General features: G+C 60.9%; 14 protein-coding genes. 9 read left to right on the top strand and 5 right to left on the bottom strand.

The window, feature by feature from the left end; all coding sequences use genetic code 11:
- The first annotated feature begins 139 nt into the window (after positions 1-139).
- Positions 140-1,462: a TolC family outer membrane protein gene (locus ACQ4WZ_RS17480; RefSeq protein ID WP_101482978.1), complete on the top strand. Its 1,323-nt coding sequence runs from the start codon at positions 140-142 to the stop codon at positions 1,460-1,462.
- A 69-nt stretch (positions 1,463-1,531) separates the two neighbouring features.
- Here the strand turns inward: ACQ4WZ_RS17480 and ACQ4WZ_RS17475 are convergent, their stop codons facing one another.
- Positions 1,532-1,999, bottom strand: a complete 468-nt coding sequence (locus ACQ4WZ_RS17475) for a DMT family transporter (protein WP_133989184.1) — start codon at positions 1,997-1,999, stop codon at positions 1,532-1,534.
- A 93-nt stretch (positions 2,000-2,092) separates the two neighbouring features.
- Between ACQ4WZ_RS17475 and ACQ4WZ_RS17470 the strand changes: the two genes are divergently transcribed.
- Positions 2,093-2,998: a LysR substrate-binding domain-containing protein gene (locus ACQ4WZ_RS17470; protein ID WP_436574082.1), complete on the top strand. Its 906-nt coding sequence runs from the start codon at positions 2,093-2,095 to the stop codon at positions 2,996-2,998.
- A gap of 4 nt (positions 2,999-3,002) precedes the next feature.
- Here the strand turns inward: ACQ4WZ_RS17470 and gloA are convergent, their stop codons facing one another.
- The 4 genes from gloA to ACQ4WZ_RS17450 form a co-directional block, all read right to left on the bottom strand.
- Positions 3,003-3,410 carry a lactoylglutathione lyase gene (gene gloA / locus ACQ4WZ_RS17465; protein WP_010401713.1) on the bottom strand — a complete coding sequence of 136 codons (408 nt, stop codon included), beginning with the start codon at positions 3,408-3,410 and terminating at the stop codon, positions 3,003-3,005.
- A 124-nt stretch (positions 3,411-3,534) separates the two neighbouring features.
- Positions 3,535-3,957 carry an OsmC family protein gene (locus tag ACQ4WZ_RS17460; RefSeq protein WP_436574081.1) on the bottom strand — a complete coding sequence of 141 codons (423 nt, stop codon included), beginning with the start codon at positions 3,955-3,957 and terminating at the stop codon, positions 3,535-3,537.
- A gap of 101 nt (positions 3,958-4,058) precedes the next feature.
- Positions 4,059-5,369: a PQQ-dependent sugar dehydrogenase gene (locus tag ACQ4WZ_RS17455; RefSeq protein WP_101482975.1), complete on the bottom strand. Its 1,311-nt coding sequence runs from the start codon at positions 5,367-5,369 to the stop codon at positions 4,059-4,061.
- Between the two features lie 39 nt (positions 5,370-5,408).
- On the bottom strand, positions 5,409-5,675 hold the full coding sequence (locus ACQ4WZ_RS17450; protein WP_101482974.1) for a hypothetical protein: 267 nt from the start codon (positions 5,673-5,675) through the stop codon (positions 5,409-5,411).
- A gap of 261 nt (positions 5,676-5,936) precedes the next feature.
- On the opposite strand from ACQ4WZ_RS17450, the gene ACQ4WZ_RS17445 reads away from it, so the two are divergent.
- The 7 genes from ACQ4WZ_RS17445 to can all read left to right on the top strand — a co-directional run bounded on the left by ACQ4WZ_RS17445 (position 5,937) and on the right by can (position 14,973).
- On the top strand, positions 5,937-6,896 hold the full coding sequence (locus tag ACQ4WZ_RS17445; protein WP_226938801.1) for an NAD kinase: 960 nt from the start codon (positions 5,937-5,939) through the stop codon (positions 6,894-6,896).
- Positions 6,897-6,945: 49 nt separating this feature from the next.
- Positions 6,946-8,613: a DNA repair protein RecN gene (gene recN, locus ACQ4WZ_RS17440; protein WP_436574080.1), complete on the top strand. Its 1,668-nt coding sequence runs from the start codon at positions 6,946-6,948 to the stop codon at positions 8,611-8,613.
- Between the two features lie 247 nt (positions 8,614-8,860).
- Positions 8,861-9,970, top strand: coding sequence for a ferrochelatase (gene hemH, locus ACQ4WZ_RS17435; RefSeq protein ID WP_101482972.1), 1,110 nt, complete (start codon positions 8,861-8,863; stop codon positions 9,968-9,970).
- A gap of 347 nt (positions 9,971-10,317) precedes the next feature.
- Positions 10,318-10,839 (top strand): nucleotide exchange factor GrpE, encoded by a 522-nt coding sequence (grpE, locus tag ACQ4WZ_RS17430; protein ID WP_101482971.1) that lies wholly within the window; start codon positions 10,318-10,320, stop codon positions 10,837-10,839.
- 90 nt (positions 10,840-10,929) lie between these two features.
- Complete coding sequence (gene dnaK / locus ACQ4WZ_RS17425) at positions 10,930-12,873, top strand: molecular chaperone DnaK (protein ID WP_034745982.1); 1,944 nt, start codon at positions 10,930-10,932, stop codon at positions 12,871-12,873.
- A gap of 160 nt (positions 12,874-13,033) precedes the next feature.
- Positions 13,034-14,167 carry a molecular chaperone DnaJ gene (gene dnaJ, locus ACQ4WZ_RS17420; protein WP_034745985.1) on the top strand — a complete coding sequence of 378 codons (1,134 nt, stop codon included), beginning with the start codon at positions 13,034-13,036 and terminating at the stop codon, positions 14,165-14,167.
- A gap of 134 nt (positions 14,168-14,301) precedes the next feature.
- Positions 14,302-14,973 (top strand): carbonate dehydratase, encoded by a 672-nt coding sequence (gene can / locus ACQ4WZ_RS17415; RefSeq protein WP_071075293.1) that lies wholly within the window; start codon positions 14,302-14,304, stop codon positions 14,971-14,973.
- Positions 14,974-14,985 lie beyond the last annotated feature (12 nt).

The following is a 14,985-nucleotide window of genomic DNA, read 5'->3' as shown; positions in this document are numbered from 1 at the left end:
TATTTTGCAGTAGTTGCACCCAGGCATGTTTTCATGCATGCCTGCGGAGGCCTGTACCCCGCTCATCCGGCGGGCGCAAGGCAAGCGGTAGCAGATTTTTGATTCCATCAACTTTTGACGACTCCAACGGAGAAATGCAATGCGGAAACCCCTTATCGCCGTGCTGATGACCAGCGCCTTTGTCTCGATGACATGCTCGCTGCAAGCGCAGGCGGCCGATCTCATCCAGGTGTACCAGCAGGCGCTGGCCAATGACGCGCAGTATGCCAGCGCGCGTGCGGCCCTGTCGGCCGGGATGGAGCGGGTTCCGCAGGGGCTGGCAGGCTTGCTGCCGCAGATTTCCGCTTCGGGCAGCAATACGCGCAACAGCATCGAGCCGATCACCAGCACGATCTCCATGCCGACGGTGAAGGTGCACACGAATACCTACAATCTGACCCTGGCGCAGCCGCTGTTCCGCTGGGACCGTTGGGAAACTTACCAGCAAAGCAAACTGGCACAAGCGATTGCTGAAGCGCAATTTGCACAAGTGCAGCAAGACTTGATCACGCGCGTGGCGCAGGCGTATTTTGACGTGCTCAGCGCGCAGGACAACCTGGGCGCCACGCAGGCGCAAAAGGTCGCCACGACGGAACAACTGGCATCGGCCAAGCGCAACTTCGAAGTCGGCACGCAAACGATTACCGACACGCACGAAGCGCAGGCGGCCTATGACCTGGTGGTGGCGCAGGAATTTGCCGCCATCAATGACCTGGCCAACAAGCGCAGCGCCCTGCAAACCATCATCGGCGAAGCGCCAACGAGCCTGGCGCCCATGCGCACGGGCGTGATCATCAGCGCGCCGGAACCGGCCGCCATCGAACCGTGGGTGTCATCCGCCGAAGAGCAGAACTATGGCGTCGTCACGGCCCAGTTCAACGTGGAATCGGCCAAGCGCGACATTGGCCGCAACCGCGCGGGCCACTATCCGACCCTGGACCTGATCGCCAACACGGGCCATACCTATACGACGGGTGGCGGCACTGGCAGCGCCAACAACAATGCCATCGGCGTGCAGTGGAGCATCCCCATCTTCAGCGGCTTTGCCGTCACCAGCAAGGTACGCGAGTCGATAGCGCTGGAAAACAAGGCCCGCAACGACCTGGAAACGGCACGCCGCACGGCGTCGCAAGGCGCGCGCCAGGCTTTCCTGGGCGTCAACAGCGGCCTGGCGCAAGTCAAGGCGCTGGAAGCGGCGGAAGTGTCGAGCAAATCGGCGCTGGAATCGAACCAGCTCGGCTACCAGGTAGGCGTGCGCATCAATATCGATGTCTTGAATGCGCAGAAACAATTGTTCTCGACGCAAAAAGACCTGTCGAAAGCGCGCTACGACACCATCATGAACGGCTTGCGCCTGAAGGCGGCGGCTGGCACCCTGAAGGAAACGGATTTGATGCCCGTCAACGCCTTGCTCGACAAATAAACCAGGTATTGTTCAAAATTAAAACCGGCACCGGCAACGGCGCTGGTTTTTTTTCGTCTAGCGGTGTTGTCACACGGCACGGCTGTTGGCGAATTGTGTCAGCACGACACCGGCCACCACCAGGCCCGCACCGCCCCAGTGCAGCGGAGAAATATGCTTGACGGCAAAGCCCAGCAAGCCGTAGCGGTCGATGGCCAGTGCGGCCAGCATTTGCCCGCCGATGACGGCCGCCATGAAGGGACCGGAACCCATGCGCGGCGCCAGCATCAGCGCGGCCGTAATATAGAACACGCCGGCTGCGCCGCCCAGCCAGGACCAGCCCGGCCCGCGCATGGCGAGGCTGACCTCGGGCGCCGGCACCCGCCAGAGCAGCATCACGAGCGATGCGAGCACGGCGCTGACGGCCAGCGAGGCGAGGGTGGCCCACAGCGGGTGGCCCAGGTTGCGGCCCAGCGCGGCATTCGCGCCCGCCTGGAAGGGGACGACGGCGCCGGCCAGCATGGCCAGCGGGGCGAATACGGTAATCCATCCTTGCATGTGTGACTCCATCACTGTTGAGTTGATGGGGGCATCGTATTATGCTGTCATGATTAAATCCAATTCGTAATTTGTCAGCCAACCATGCACCAAATGAATAATCTGCGCGCCGTCGATTTGAACTTGCTGGTGATCCTGGAAGCGTTGCTCAGCGAACGCCATTTGTCGCGCGCGGCGGAGCGCTTGCATATGAGCCAGCCTGCCGTCAGCCACGCGCTGTCACGCCTGCGCCATCTGCTCGACGACCCGCTGCTGCTGCGCGGCAAGGGCGGCTTCCAGCCCACAGCGCGCGCTTTGGAATTGTCGCGGCCCCTGGCCGAGGCCCTGCAAAGCGTGCGCTCCGTGCTGGGCGGCGCCGTTTTTGAGGCGGCCACGGCACAGCGCGTGTTCCGCCTGGCCATGTCAGACTATGGCGCAGCGCTGATTTTGCCTGCCTTGCTGCACCGCTTGCGCGTGGAAGCGCCCGGCATCGACCTCGTCGTCAGCTATGCCAGCCGCCAAGCCGTGGTCGCTGGTGTGCAGGATGGCGAGATCGACATGGCGCTGGGTGTGTTCCCGCAATTGCCCGAGCAGTTACACAGGGAAACCTTATTCGAGGAAACGTTCGTATGCGCGCTGGACCCGGCCAGCCTGGCGCCGGGCGAAACATGGAGTCTGGACACCTATCTGGCGCGCCCGCATGTGCTGGTGGCGTCCAGCGAAATCGGCATGGCGGCCGAAGTCGACGCGGCGCTGGCCCAGCTGGGCCAGACGCGCCGCATCGCCGTGCGTGTGCCTTACTGGACGGTCGCACCGAATGTCGTGATGGGGACGGACTTGATACTGACGGTGGCGCGGCGCGCCTTGCAGGCAAGCGCGGCGCAAGGGCTGGCGCTGTATGCTGCGCCGTTTGCCATCGCGCCGTTTGCGTTTGAAGTGATACGGCACCGCCGTACGGACGGCGATGCGGGCATCGCCTGGCTACGCGCGGCCATTGCACAGGCCGTCGAGCCAGGCTGAGGTATTACAAGCCGCCGCCCTGGCCGTCGAACTTGCGTTCGATCAACTCGATCTTGTAGCCGTCCGGGTCGGTGATGAAGGCGATGACCGTGTTGCCACCTTTCACGGGGCCCGGTTCGCGCGTGACGTTGCCGCCATTCGCGCGTGCCGCATCGCAAGCGGCGACGATATCGTCGGCCGAGATGGCGATGTGGCCATACGCCGTGCCCAGCTCGTAGCTGGTGGTGCCATAGTTATACGTCAGTTCCAGTTCCGCGTGGTCGGGGTTCGAGCCATAGCCGACGAAAGCCAGCGTGTACTGGTATTCCGGGTTATCGCTGGTGCGCAGCAGCTTCATGCCCAGGACCTTGGTGTAAAAATCGATGGAGCGCTGCAGGTCGCCGACCCGCAACATGGTGTGCAAAATACGCATCGTAAATCCTTGAGGGTGAGAGGAGAATGGCAGGATTTTATGCGTTTTATGGCTTTCTTGCCGAGACCGCCCCGACTGCCCTGGTGCAGGACAGCAGTGGACGGTGACGTCAGTGGCCCTGGATTTACTCCAGATGGGCGTCCAGGGTAATTTCCGTGGCCAGCAACTTGGACACGGGGCAACCGAGCTTGGCGCGCAGTGCTGCACCCTGGAACGCTTCCTCGGTGGCGCCAGGAATGCTGGCCACCAGGGTCAGGTGGACGGCCGTGATGGCATAGCTGCCATCGATTTTTTCCAGACTGACATCGGCCGTGGTTTTCAGGGCCGTGGCGCGCAGGCCCGCCTCTCCCAGCTGGCCGGACAGGGCCATGGTGAAGCAGGCGGCATGGGCAGCGCCGATCAATTCTTCCGGGTTGCTGCCGGGACCGTCTTCGAAGCGCGTGTTGAATCCATATGCCACATTGTCGAGCGCGCCGCTTTGGGTGGAAATAAACCCTTTGCCATCTTTAAGGCCTCCACTCCAGACGGCTGATCCTGTTTTTTTCATGATGTACTCCTTGCGTGGTTCGAACATCCATCATGCGCGCCCCACCCTGGCGCTTCCGTTCGTTGCGTCACACAGGGGGCGCATGCGCGGCGTCCATGCACTCAAGGCGCAGGTGTCACGCGCCAGATGACATTGCCCACGTCGTCCGCGACCAGCAGTGCGCCCGCCTTGTCAACGGCCACGCCGACGGGGCGCCCCTGCGCCTTGCCGTTCTCGTCCAGGAAGCCGCTGACGACATCCTGTGGCGGGCCGCTGGGCACGCCATTGGCGAAGGGCACATGGATGACTTTGTAGCCGCTGAAGGGCTTGCGGTTCCATGAGCCGTGCTGGCCGATGAAGGCACCGCCCCGGTAGCGTTCGGGTAGCAAGGTGCCGTCATAGAATGCCAGTCCCAGCGAGGCCGTGTGCGCACCCAGCGCATAGTCGGGCGCGATGGCGGTGGCCACCAGTTCGGGGCGCGGCGGCTTGACCCGTGCATCGACGTGCTGGCCGAAGTAACTGTAGGGCCAGCCATAGAAGGCGCCTTCCTTGACCGAGGTCATATAGTCCGGCACCAGGTCGTTGCCTAGCTCGTCGCGCTCATTGACGGCTGTCCACAGGGCGCCCGTTTTGGGCTGCCAGGCCATGCCATTCGGATTGCGCAAGCCGGTGGCATACACGCGTGCCTTGCCCGTCGCGCGCGTGAATTGCCAAATGGCGGCGCGGCCATCTTCGGCCCCCATGCCGTTCTCGCCCACATTGCTGTTGGACCCGACGGAAACATAGAGAAATTTGCCGTCGGCGCTGGCGACGACGTTCTTGGTCCAGTGGTGATTGATGGACCCGCCCGGCAAATCCATCACCTTCACGCCCTGCGCCGTGATGGCGGTCTGTCCTGTTTCGTACGGGAAGCGCATCAGTGCGTCCGAGTTGGCGATGTACAGCTCCTTGCCCACCAGGGCCATGCCGAATGGCGAGTTCAGGCCTTGCAGGAACACGCTGCGCGATTGCGCCACGCCATTCGCGTCAAGGCCGCGTAGAAGGGTGATGCGGTTGGCGCTGGGCGTGGCGGCACCCGCCTTTTTCATTTGCATCTGCATGATGGCACCCTTGATGCCCTTGCTGTCGTCCGGTTTCGGCGGGGCATTCGTTTCCGCCACGAGCACGTCGCCATTCGGCAGCACGTACAGCCAGCGCGGATGGTCGAGGTCGCGCGCATACGCCTGGATGGCCAGGCCGGGCGCGACCACGGGGCGCTGCGCGGCCGTCCAGCGCTGCACGGGTGCTACGTTGACGGTGGGAATGAATTGCCTGTCCGGTGCGGGCAGGGCGGGCTGCGGGCCGAAGCCCACGGGCATGGCGGGCGCCTGGGCGTGGGCGAGCGTGGTGCCGCAGGCAGCGGCCAGCAAGAAGGGACAGACATAGCGGTGCATGGCGTACTCCGGAACAATAGCAGTGCATGAGGATACGATTCAGCGCGCCTTCTTTGGTTCCAGTTGCGCGTCGGGGCGGGCTTGCTGCGGCGCGGCGGGCTTGACCTTTTCCACACCGGGTTGGGCGTGCCGGTCCGTATCGACCAGGCCGCGCTCCAGGTCGCTGGCCGCCTGTTGCATGATTTTGCGCGGGCGCACGTTTTGCGCATCGGGCGATTCATCGCGCTCGTGCGGCAGACGGTCGACACCGTCATTTTTGACCTTTTCATCGGTATTGATCTTGCGTTCACTTGGTGGGGTATGCATATGGCCTCCTGACAGTAAAGATGACGTGAACCCAGTGTCCTGCCGCTTCAGGCCGTCTGCAAGCGGATTTGTCCATGCTGGGAGCGCTGGCGCACGCATGGACGATTCTTTTTCTGCGCTACACTGCGTGAACACCAAGAACGCCCCTTGCAGGCACACGGCAGCCGCACTATACTGTTCATATATACAGTATCATGCGGTGGCGGCGTGCGACGCGACAGCCTGGGGCGGCTTGCCACTGAATTTACATCCGAGACTCTTATGCCCGTCGATACACACGCCGAACAGCCAGCCGCAACCTTGCCAGCCCCTGGCGAGCGCTTCAACCTGGGCGCCAAGACCATCGCTCTGGTCGTGCGCCAGAATACGGATGGCATTGCCGAGCCCGTTAAAAGCATCGTGGATTTCCTGCAGGTGCTGGGCCACACGGTGGTCTTTGAAGCGGAGACGGCCGCGCATCTGAACCTGGCGTTTCCCGGCGTGCGCGCCATGTCGCCGGCTGAGATCGGCGCCGCCGCCGATTGCGCCATCGTCATGGGTGGCGACGGCACCATGCTGGGCATTGCGCGCCAGTTGGCGCCATTCGACGTCCCCTTGATCGGTATCAATCAAGGGCGATTGGGTTTCATGACGGATATCCCGCTCGAGCGCATGCTGCCTGTATTGGCGCAAATTCTCGGCGGCCGCTTCAAGGCCGAACGCCGCACCTTGCTCGAAGGCAGCGTGCTGCGCGATGGCGAGTCGATTCACGTGGGCATGGCCGTCAACGATGTCGTCGTCTCGCGGGGCGGCGGTGCCGGCATGGCGGAATTGCGCGTCGAGGTCGATGGCCACTTCATGTACAACCAGCGCTCTGACGGGCTGATCATCGCCACGCCCACGGGCTCGACCGCATATGCGCTGTCGGCCGGCGGCCCCTTGCTGCACCCGACCCTGGGTGGCATCGTGCTCGTGCCGATTGCCCCGCATGCGCTGTCAAACCGCCCCATCGTCCTGCCCGACTCCAGCCAGATCGTGGTGGAAATCGTGCGCGGGCGCGATATCAGCGTCAATTTCGACATGCAGACCTTTGCCAGCCTGGTCCAGCAAGACCGCATCCTCATCCGCCGTTCGCCGCACACGATTACCTTCCTGCATCCGGAAGGGTGGAGTTACTACAACACCCTGCGTGAAAAATTGCACTGGAATGAGTACCCGTCGGGCGAGGGCAAGCTCAGCTAACAAGTTTTCTCCACGCTAACCCGCGGTGCGCCGCCTAACCACAGAAGCCATGCTCCATACACTGTCCATTCGCGATTTTGTCATTGTCGATACCATTGAACTGGAATTTTCCGCCGGCTTCAGCGTGCTGACGGGTGAGACGGGCGCCGGCAAGTCCATCCTCATCGATGCGCTGACCCTGGCGCTGGGCGGGCGCGGCGACGCCAGCGTGGTGCGCGAAGGCGCGGCCAAGGCCGACATCACGGCCGATTTCTCCGTCAGCGAGGTGGCGCAGGCCTGGCTGGTGGCGCATGAATTCGCCAACGACGATGGCGGCGCGCTGCTGCGCCGCGTGATCGACAATGCGGGCCGCTCGAAGGCGTATATCAACGGCATCCCCGCCACGGCCGCGCAGTTGCGCGAATTGGGGGACATGCTGGTCGATATCCACGGCCAGCACGCGCACCAGTCGCTGTTGAAAAGCGAAGCGCAGCGCGCCTTGCTCGACGGCCAGGCGACGGCGCGCGAAGCGGGCGCGGAGCAGGATGTGCGGCAAGTGGCGGCGCTGCACAAGCGCTGGCGCGCCCTCGTGCGCCAGCGCGAAGAATTCGAAACGAATGCCGCCAACGTGCTGTACGAGCGCGAACGCCTGGAATGGCAAGTGGGCGAACTGGAAAAACTGGCGGCCAAGCCCGGCGAGTGGACGGAGATCACGAACGAGCACAGCCGCCTGTCGCACGCGGCCAGCCTGCTGGAAGGGGCGCAGGAAGCCCTATCCCTCATTTCCGAGTCGGAAGACCACCCTATCGTGTCGCAACTGTCGGCCTTGAACCAGAAGCTGGGCAAGCTGGTGTCCGTGGATGCGGAATTGCAGCCCATTGTCGACCTGATCGAATCGTCGCGCATCCAGCTGCAGGAATCCGTATACGCGCTGAACAATTACCTGGACCGGGTCGAACTGGACCCTGAGCGCCTGCACCAGCTCGATGCGCGCATGGAAGCCATGCACAGCACTGCCCGCAAATTCCGCGTCACGCCCGAAGAATTGCCTGAGGAGCACGCCAAGCTGTCGGAAAAGCTGCAGCACCTGGCCGACGCTTCCGATATCGAGGGCTTGCTGCGCCAGGAAGCGAAGATCGAAGCCGAGTACCGCGACGTGGCAGGCCGCCTGTCCAACACGCGCCGCGCCGCCGCGCTGGAGCTGGGGCAAGCCGTCACGCGCGCCATGCAGGAATTGAGCATGACGGGCGGCAGCTTCGAGATCGCCCTCAATCCATGCGAACCGGCCGCCCACGGCCTGGAGCAGGTGGAATTCCTCGTCGCCGGCCATGCGGGCACGGCACCCCGCTCGCTGGCGAAAGTGGCGTCCGGCGGCGAACTGGCGCGCATCGCGCTGGCCATTTCCGTCATCACCTCGCACGCCACCACCACGCCGACCCTGATCTTCGACGAGGTCGACAGCGGCATCGGCGGCGCCGTCGCCGAAGTGGTGGGCCGGCTGCTGAAACGCCTGGGGCAGGGACGCCAGGTGCTGTGCGTGACCCACTTGCCGCAAGTGGCCAGCCAGGCGAACCAGCATTTTCAGGTGGCAAAAAGCACCCTGGACAATGGCAAGACAGCTTCGCGCATCGACATGCTCGATGCCAAGGCCCGCGTGGAAGAAGTGGCGCGCATGCTGGGCGGCCTGGAAATCACGGCCACCACGCGCAAGCATGCCCGTGAATTACTGGCTATCTAGCACACCTAACCAAACCTACTGCGCGTCGCGATTTGCGGCCTGCGATGCTCACTGTGCATTCGCACAGCTCCGCTTCTCAGCCACAACTCGCTGCCGCTCGCTACGGTTTTGTTAGGCGTTGTTAGCGTAAACCGGTCTGGTGAGAATGGCAGTTAGCCTTATGCCGTTCCTTTCCATCTTTCCCGATGTTGACGCAATGTAACTATAATGGTTGGGCTAATCCATCCAACGCCTTCGAAGAGCCTTTATGTCATTTCAAACAGAGCCGCCGTACACGCATGGCAGTATCGACCGCAGCGCCGTGGTGCTGGTCAACCTGGGCACGCCCGATGCGCCGACCTCGTCGGCCGTTCGGCGCTACCTGAAGCAATTTTTGTCAGACCCGCGCGTGGTGGAGATTCCCCGCCTGGTCTGGTGGTTCATTTTGAACCTGATCATTTTGCCGTTCCGCTCTGGCCAGTCGGCCAAGAAATACGCGTCGATCTGGACGCGCGAGGGCTCGCCCTTGAAAGTGCATACGCAGAAACAGGCGAAATTGCTGGCCGGCGCCCTGGCCGAGCGTGGCCATGACGGCGTCACGGTGGCCATGGCCATGCGCTACGGTTCGCCTTCCTTGCCCGAGGTGCTGGCCAAGTTGAAAAGCGAAGGCTGCGAGCGCATCGCCATCCTGCCTGCGTATCCGCAATACTCGGGCACGACGACGGGTTCCATCTACGACGCCGTGTTTGCCCATTACGCCACGGTGCGCAATGTGCCGGAATTGCGCTTTATTAAGCAGTATCACGAGCACGACACGTATATCGACGCCTTGCGCGATTCCGTGCTGAACCACTGGGAAGCGCATGGCCGTCCGGAAAAACTGGTGATGAGTTTTCACGGCGTGCCCAAGCGCACCCTGCTGCTGGGCGACCCTTACCATTGCCAATGCCTGAAAACGGCGCGCCTGCTGGCGGAAAAGTTGGGGTTGGCTAAAGAGCAATATGTGGTGACCTTCCAGTCGCGCTTTGGCAAGGCCGAATGGCTGCAGCCGTACACGGCCCCCACCCTGGTGGCGCTGGCACAACAGGGTATCAAGCGCGTCGATCTGCTTTGTCCGGGCTTTACCAGCGATTGTCTGGAAACGCTTGAAGAGATCGCCATGGAAGCCAAGCATGATTTCGAAACGGCCGGTGGCCAGCAGTTTCATTACATCGCTTGCCTGAACGAAACGCCAGCCTGGATTGCGGGCATGGCGGAGATTGCCGAGCAACACATGATAGGCTGGCCGACGATGAAGACGGCGCCGCAGCGCGAGGCCGACAGGAAAGCGGGCGAGCAGGCGCGCACGGCGGCGCTGGCGCTGGGCGCGGCGAATTAAACAATATTAACTTTTTAACAATAAGAGGCCGCGCTTGCGCGGCTTTGTCATGTCTGGCGCGACAAAAGTACTATCAAGATAGCATCGCCGCCAGTGGCGATGGCTGCGGCGGGGCTGGTAGAATGCCCGCTTCGCCGTGGGAAGCCTGGAAACTCAAGGGGGGGCGCGCACGGATCGCTGCCCGAAATGGGAAGTGCTTTGTAATAAGCTGTAACATGGATCGATGTAATCGCTGGTTTTGCCATGCATACCCCTTGAAACAATAGGATATAGCCCCATCTGCCCGTCAGTGTTGTAAAGATAATTAGACTAACTCATTTAAGTCATTGATTGTAGGAGCTTTCTAGATGCAAGATCAGGAAAACCAAGCTGTACCTAATCCGCAAGCGGACGACGCGGCTCCCGCAGAGCCTACTTTGGAAGAGCAACTGGCGAGTACCGAAGCGCGTCTCGCAGAGATGCACGATGCCTTCATGCGCGCCAAGGCCGATGGCGAAAACATTCGCCGCCGCGCGCAGGAAGATGTTGCTAAAGCGCACAAATTCGCAGTGGAAAGCTTTGCCGAAGCCATGGTGCCGGTGAAAGACAGCCTGGAAACGGCGCTGACGGTGGAAGCACCGACCATCGAATCGCTGAAAGAAGGCGTCGAGATGACCCTGAAGCAACTGAACGCCGCGTTCGAGCGCAACCGCCTGGTGGAAGTGTTGCCAGTGCAGGGTGAAAAGCTGGATCCGATGAAACACCAGGCTGTTGCCGTGGTGCCAGCGGAGCAGGAAGCCAATACCATCGTGTCAGTCCTGCAAAAGGGCTATATGATTGCGGACCGCCTGTTGCGTCCAGCCATTGTAACGACCGCGCAAGCAAAATAATCAGAGGGCGGCATCAAGCAAGCCTTGAAACCATGCCGCTTTGCCACATATAAGAACCATCTGAAATCTAGCAAATAAAAGGAAAAAATCATGGGTAGAATTATCGGTATCGATCTGGGAACCACGAATTCCTGCGTTTCCATCATGGAAAACGGTCAACCAAAGGTAATCGAAAACGCTGAAGGCGCACGCACGACGCCGTCGATTATTGCTTATCAAGAAGATGGCGAAATTCTCGTCGGCGCGCCAGCGAAACGCCAGGCCGTTACCAATCCGAAAAACACGCTGTACGCAGTCAAGCGTTTGATCGGTCGCAAGTTCGACGAAAAAGAAGTCCAAAAAGACATCGCGCTGATGCCATACCAAATCATGAAAGCCGACAATGGCGATGCATGGATCGGCGTGCGCGACAAAAAACTGGCGCCGCCACAAATTTCGGCTGAAGTGCTGCGCAAGATGAAGAAAACGGCAGAAGACTACCTCGGTGAAGAAGTCACCGAAGCCGTCATCACCGTGCCTGCGTACTTCAACGACTCGCAGCGTCAAGCGACCAAGGATGCAGGCCGTATCGCTGGTCTGGACGTCAAGCGCATCATCAACGAGCCAACCGCGGCAGCGCTGGCGTTTGGCCTGGACAAGACCGAAAAAGGCGACCGTAAAATCGCCGTGTATGACTTGGGCGGCGGTACGTTCGACGTGTCGATCATCGAAATCGCAGATGTTGATGGCGAAAAACAATTTGAAGTGCTGTCGACCAATGGCGACACCTTCCTGGGCGGCGAAGACTTCGACCAACGCGTCATCGATTACATCATCGACGAGTTCAAGAAGATCAACGGCATCGACCTGAAAAAAGATCCGATCGCTCTGCAGCGCATCAAGGCTTCGGCCGAGCGCGCGAAGATCGAGTTGTCGTCGTCGCAACAAACTGAGATCAACGAGCCGTACATCGCCATGGCGAACGGCGCACCGGTCCACTTGAACCTGAAGATGACCCGCGCCAAGCTGGAATCCCTGGTGGAAGAGCTGATCACGGCCACGATGGAACCATGCCGCATCGCCATCAAAGATGCTGGCGTGAAAGTGTCGGACATCGATGACATCATCCTGGTCGGCGGTATGACGCGTATGCCGAAGGTGCAGGAAAAAGTGAAGGAATTCTTCGGCAAGGATCCACGCAAGGACGTGAACCCGGACGAAGCCGTCGCCGTGGGCGCAGCGATTCAAGGTTCGGTCCTGTCGGGCGAACGCAAAGACTTGCTGTTGCTGGACGTCACCCCTCTGTCCCTGGGTATCGAAACCCTGGGCGGCGTGATGACCAAGATGATCCACAAAAACACGACGATTCCGACCAAGTTCAGCCAGGTGTTCTCGACGGCCGACGACAACCAGCCTGCGGTGACCATCAAGGTCTTCCAGGGTGAGCGCGAAATCGCCGCCGGCAACAAGGGCCTGGGCGAATTCAATCTGGAAGGTATCCCGCCAGCATCGCGTGGTACGCCACAGATCGAAGTGACCTTCGACATCGACGCCAACGGCATCTTGCATGTCGGCGCGAAAGACAAGGCCACCGGCAAGGAAAACAAGATCACGATCAAGGCCAATTCCGGCTTGACCGAGGCTGAAATCCAGAAGATGGTCAAAGACGCCGAGTTGAACGCGGAAGAAGACAAGAAGGTCAAAGAATTGGCCGAGTCGCGCAACCAGGCCGATGCTCTGGTACACTCGACCCGGAAATCCTTGACCGAATACGGCGACAAGCTGGATGCGGGCGAGAAAGAGAAGATCGAAGCGGCGATCACCGACCTGGAAGCAAGCATCAAGGCGGGCGACAAGGCTGAGATCGACGCCAAGGTGGAAGCACTGTCGAGCGCATCGCAGAAACTGGGCGAAAAAATGTATGCCGACATGCAAGCGCAGCAAGCTGCCGGCGGCGCGGAAGGTGCACAGCAAGCTGCTGGCGCATCGGACGCAGGCGCCAAGCAAGACGACGTTGTTGACGCTGACTTCAAAGAAGTCAAAGACAGCAAATAATGTCTTGCGCTCCCATGAACTGGGGGCAGCCGGGCTGAACGCTACATCGCGGGATTAGCCGCGAAGACCGGCCGAGCCGAGTCGTTGCCCAGTGCAGCACTCGACTCGGCTTTTTCGTGTAATTTTTACATCAGTAGATAGACTGCAAGGTGCCGACAACATGGCAAAGCGTGATTTTTACGAGACACTCGGTGTCGCAAAAAATGCTTCGGAAGAAGAGATCAAAAAGTCTTACCGTAAACTGGCGATGAAATACCATCCGGACCGCAATCCGGATAGCAAGGAATCGGAAGAAAAGTTTAAGGAAGTCAAAGAAGCCTACGAGATGCTGACCAATCCGGAAAAGCGCGATGCGTATGACCGCTATGGTCACGCTGGCGTGGACCCGAACATGGGCGGCGGTGGCGGCTTCGGCGGCGGTGCTGGCGGCTTTGCCGACAGCTTCGGCGATATCTTCGGCGACATCTTTGGCGGTGGAGGTGGACGCAGCCGCAATGCCGGTCCACAGGTGTACCGTGGCGCCGACTTGCGCTACAACCTGGAAATTACACTGGAGCAAGCTGCGCACGGCTTCGACACGACCATCCGCGTGCCGAGCTGGGACAAGTGCGACACGTGCCACGGCAGCGGCGCCAAGCCGGGCACGTCGCCAACCACCTGCGGTACTTGCGGTGGTCATGGCCAGGTGCGCATGCAGCAGGGTTTCTTCAGCATCCAGCAAACCTGCCCGAAATGCCATGGCAGCGGCAAGGTCATCACCGACCCGTGCACGCCATGCGGCGGCGCCGGTCGCATCAAGCGCAACAAGACCCTGGAAGTCAAAATTCCAGTCGGTATCGACAACGGCATGCGTATCCGTTCGTCCGGCAACGGCGAACCGGGCACGAATGGCGGCCCGTCGGGCGACCTGTACGTGGAAATCCACATCAAGCCGCACGCCGTGTTCCAGCGCGAAGGCGACGACCTGCATTGCGAAATGCCGATCTCGTTCACCAAGGCGGCACTGGGTGGTGAAATCGAAGTGCCTACCCTCAACGGAAAAGTGTCGTTCACGATCCCGGAAGGCACACAGTCGGGTAAAACCTTCCGGCTGAAAGGCAAGGGCATCAAGGGCGTGCGCTCCGGTTATGCGGGCGACCTGTTCTGCCACGTGGCGATCGAAACACCGGTGAAGCTGACGGAGAAACAGAAAGACCTGCTGCGCGACTTTGAAAAGTCGACGACCGAGGGCGGTGCCAAGCACAGTCCGCAAAGCAAGACCTGGAAAGACAAGGTCAAGGATTTTTTTGAATAAGCACACGTAACACCATGCGCCGGGATGCTGAAACATCCCGGCGTTTTTTTCACTGCGACTGAACAATGCGCGCGCATCGCCGGCCTATGGGCGCGATCTGCCGCCCTCAGTCGTACTTACACAATGGGAGCGATATGACCGAACCGAAAAATGGCATGGCCCTGGCGGAACTGCTGCAGCGTAACCGCCGCTGGGCCGACTCGATGGTGGCGAAAGACCCGAACTTCTTCAAGAACCTGGAAGCGCAAACATCGCCCGAATACCTGTGGATCGGCTGTTCCGACAGCCGCGTGCCCGCCAACGAACTGCTGGGCATGGCACCTGGCGACGTGTTTGTGCACCGTAATATCGCCAATGTGGTAGTGCATTCCGACCTCAATTGCCTGTCTGTGCTGCAATTTGCCGTGGACGTGCTGAAAGTCAAACATGTCATCATCGTCGGCCATTACGGTTGCAAGGGCGTGCATGCGGCCATGACGGGCACGCGCATCGGCCTGGTCGACAACTGGTTGCGCCACGTGCAGGACGTGGGCCAGAAGCACGAACGCTACCTGGGTGACGTGCTGACGAGCCGCCAGCGCGGCGACCGCCTGTGCGAACTGAACGTGGTGGAACAGGTCTTGAATGTGTGCCAGACCACCATCGTGCAAGATGCGTGGGAACGGGGCCAGGAACTCAGCGTCCATGGCTGGGTCTATGGCTTGAAGGATGGCTTGCTGAACGACCTGGAAGTGACGGTCACGGCCGGCCACGAGCTGGCGCCGCGCATGGCGACCCGCCTGGCTCGCTACGAAGCAACGGCGTAAGCAACGCTGGCG

Source organism: Janthinobacterium darwini (genome assembly GCF_051380905.1).
In the GTDB taxonomy this organism is placed as follows: domain Bacteria; phylum Pseudomonadota; class Gammaproteobacteria; order Burkholderiales; family Burkholderiaceae_D; genus Janthinobacterium.
Note: the sequence above shows the minus strand (reverse complement) of the source record. Positions and strands in the feature narration are given on the sequence as shown.

Excerpts from the sequence above, each read along its gene's own strand:
- grpE (WP_101482971.1), top strand. The coding sequence starts at position 10,318 with ATGCAAGATCAGGAAAACCAAGCTGTACCTAATCCGCAAGCGGACGAC.
- ACQ4WZ_RS17455 (WP_101482975.1), bottom strand. The coding sequence starts at position 5,369 with ATGCACCGCTATGTCTGTCCCTTCTTGCTGGCCGCTGCCTGCGGCACC.
- can (WP_071075293.1), top strand. The coding sequence starts at position 14,302 with ATGACCGAACCGAAAAATGGCATGGCCCTGGCGGAACTGCTGCAGCGT.
- ACQ4WZ_RS17480 (WP_101482978.1), top strand. The coding sequence starts at position 140 with ATGCGGAAACCCCTTATCGCCGTGCTGATGACCAGCGCCTTTGTCTCG.
- ACQ4WZ_RS17475 (WP_133989184.1), bottom strand. The coding sequence starts at position 1,999 with ATGCAAGGATGGATTACCGTATTCGCCCCGCTGGCCATGCTGGCCGGC.
- ACQ4WZ_RS17460 (WP_436574081.1), bottom strand. The coding sequence starts at position 3,957 with ATGAAAAAAACAGGATCAGCCGTCTGGAGTGGAGGCCTTAAAGATGGC.
- gloA (WP_010401713.1), bottom strand. The coding sequence starts at position 3,410 with ATGCGTATTTTGCACACCATGTTGCGGGTCGGCGACCTGCAGCGCTCC.
- dnaK (WP_034745982.1), top strand. The coding sequence starts at position 10,930 with ATGGGTAGAATTATCGGTATCGATCTGGGAACCACGAATTCCTGCGTT.
- recN (WP_436574080.1), top strand. The coding sequence starts at position 6,946 with ATGCTCCATACACTGTCCATTCGCGATTTTGTCATTGTCGATACCATT.
- hemH (WP_101482972.1), top strand. The coding sequence starts at position 8,861 with ATGTCATTTCAAACAGAGCCGCCGTACACGCATGGCAGTATCGACCGC.
- ACQ4WZ_RS17445 (WP_226938801.1), top strand. The coding sequence starts at position 5,937 with ATGCCCGTCGATACACACGCCGAACAGCCAGCCGCAACCTTGCCAGCC.
- ACQ4WZ_RS17450 (WP_101482974.1), bottom strand. The coding sequence starts at position 5,675 with ATGCATACCCCACCAAGTGAACGCAAGATCAATACCGATGAAAAGGTC.
- ACQ4WZ_RS17470 (WP_436574082.1), top strand. The coding sequence starts at position 2,093 with ATGAATAATCTGCGCGCCGTCGATTTGAACTTGCTGGTGATCCTGGAA.
- dnaJ (WP_034745985.1), top strand. The coding sequence starts at position 13,034 with ATGGCAAAGCGTGATTTTTACGAGACACTCGGTGTCGCAAAAAATGCT.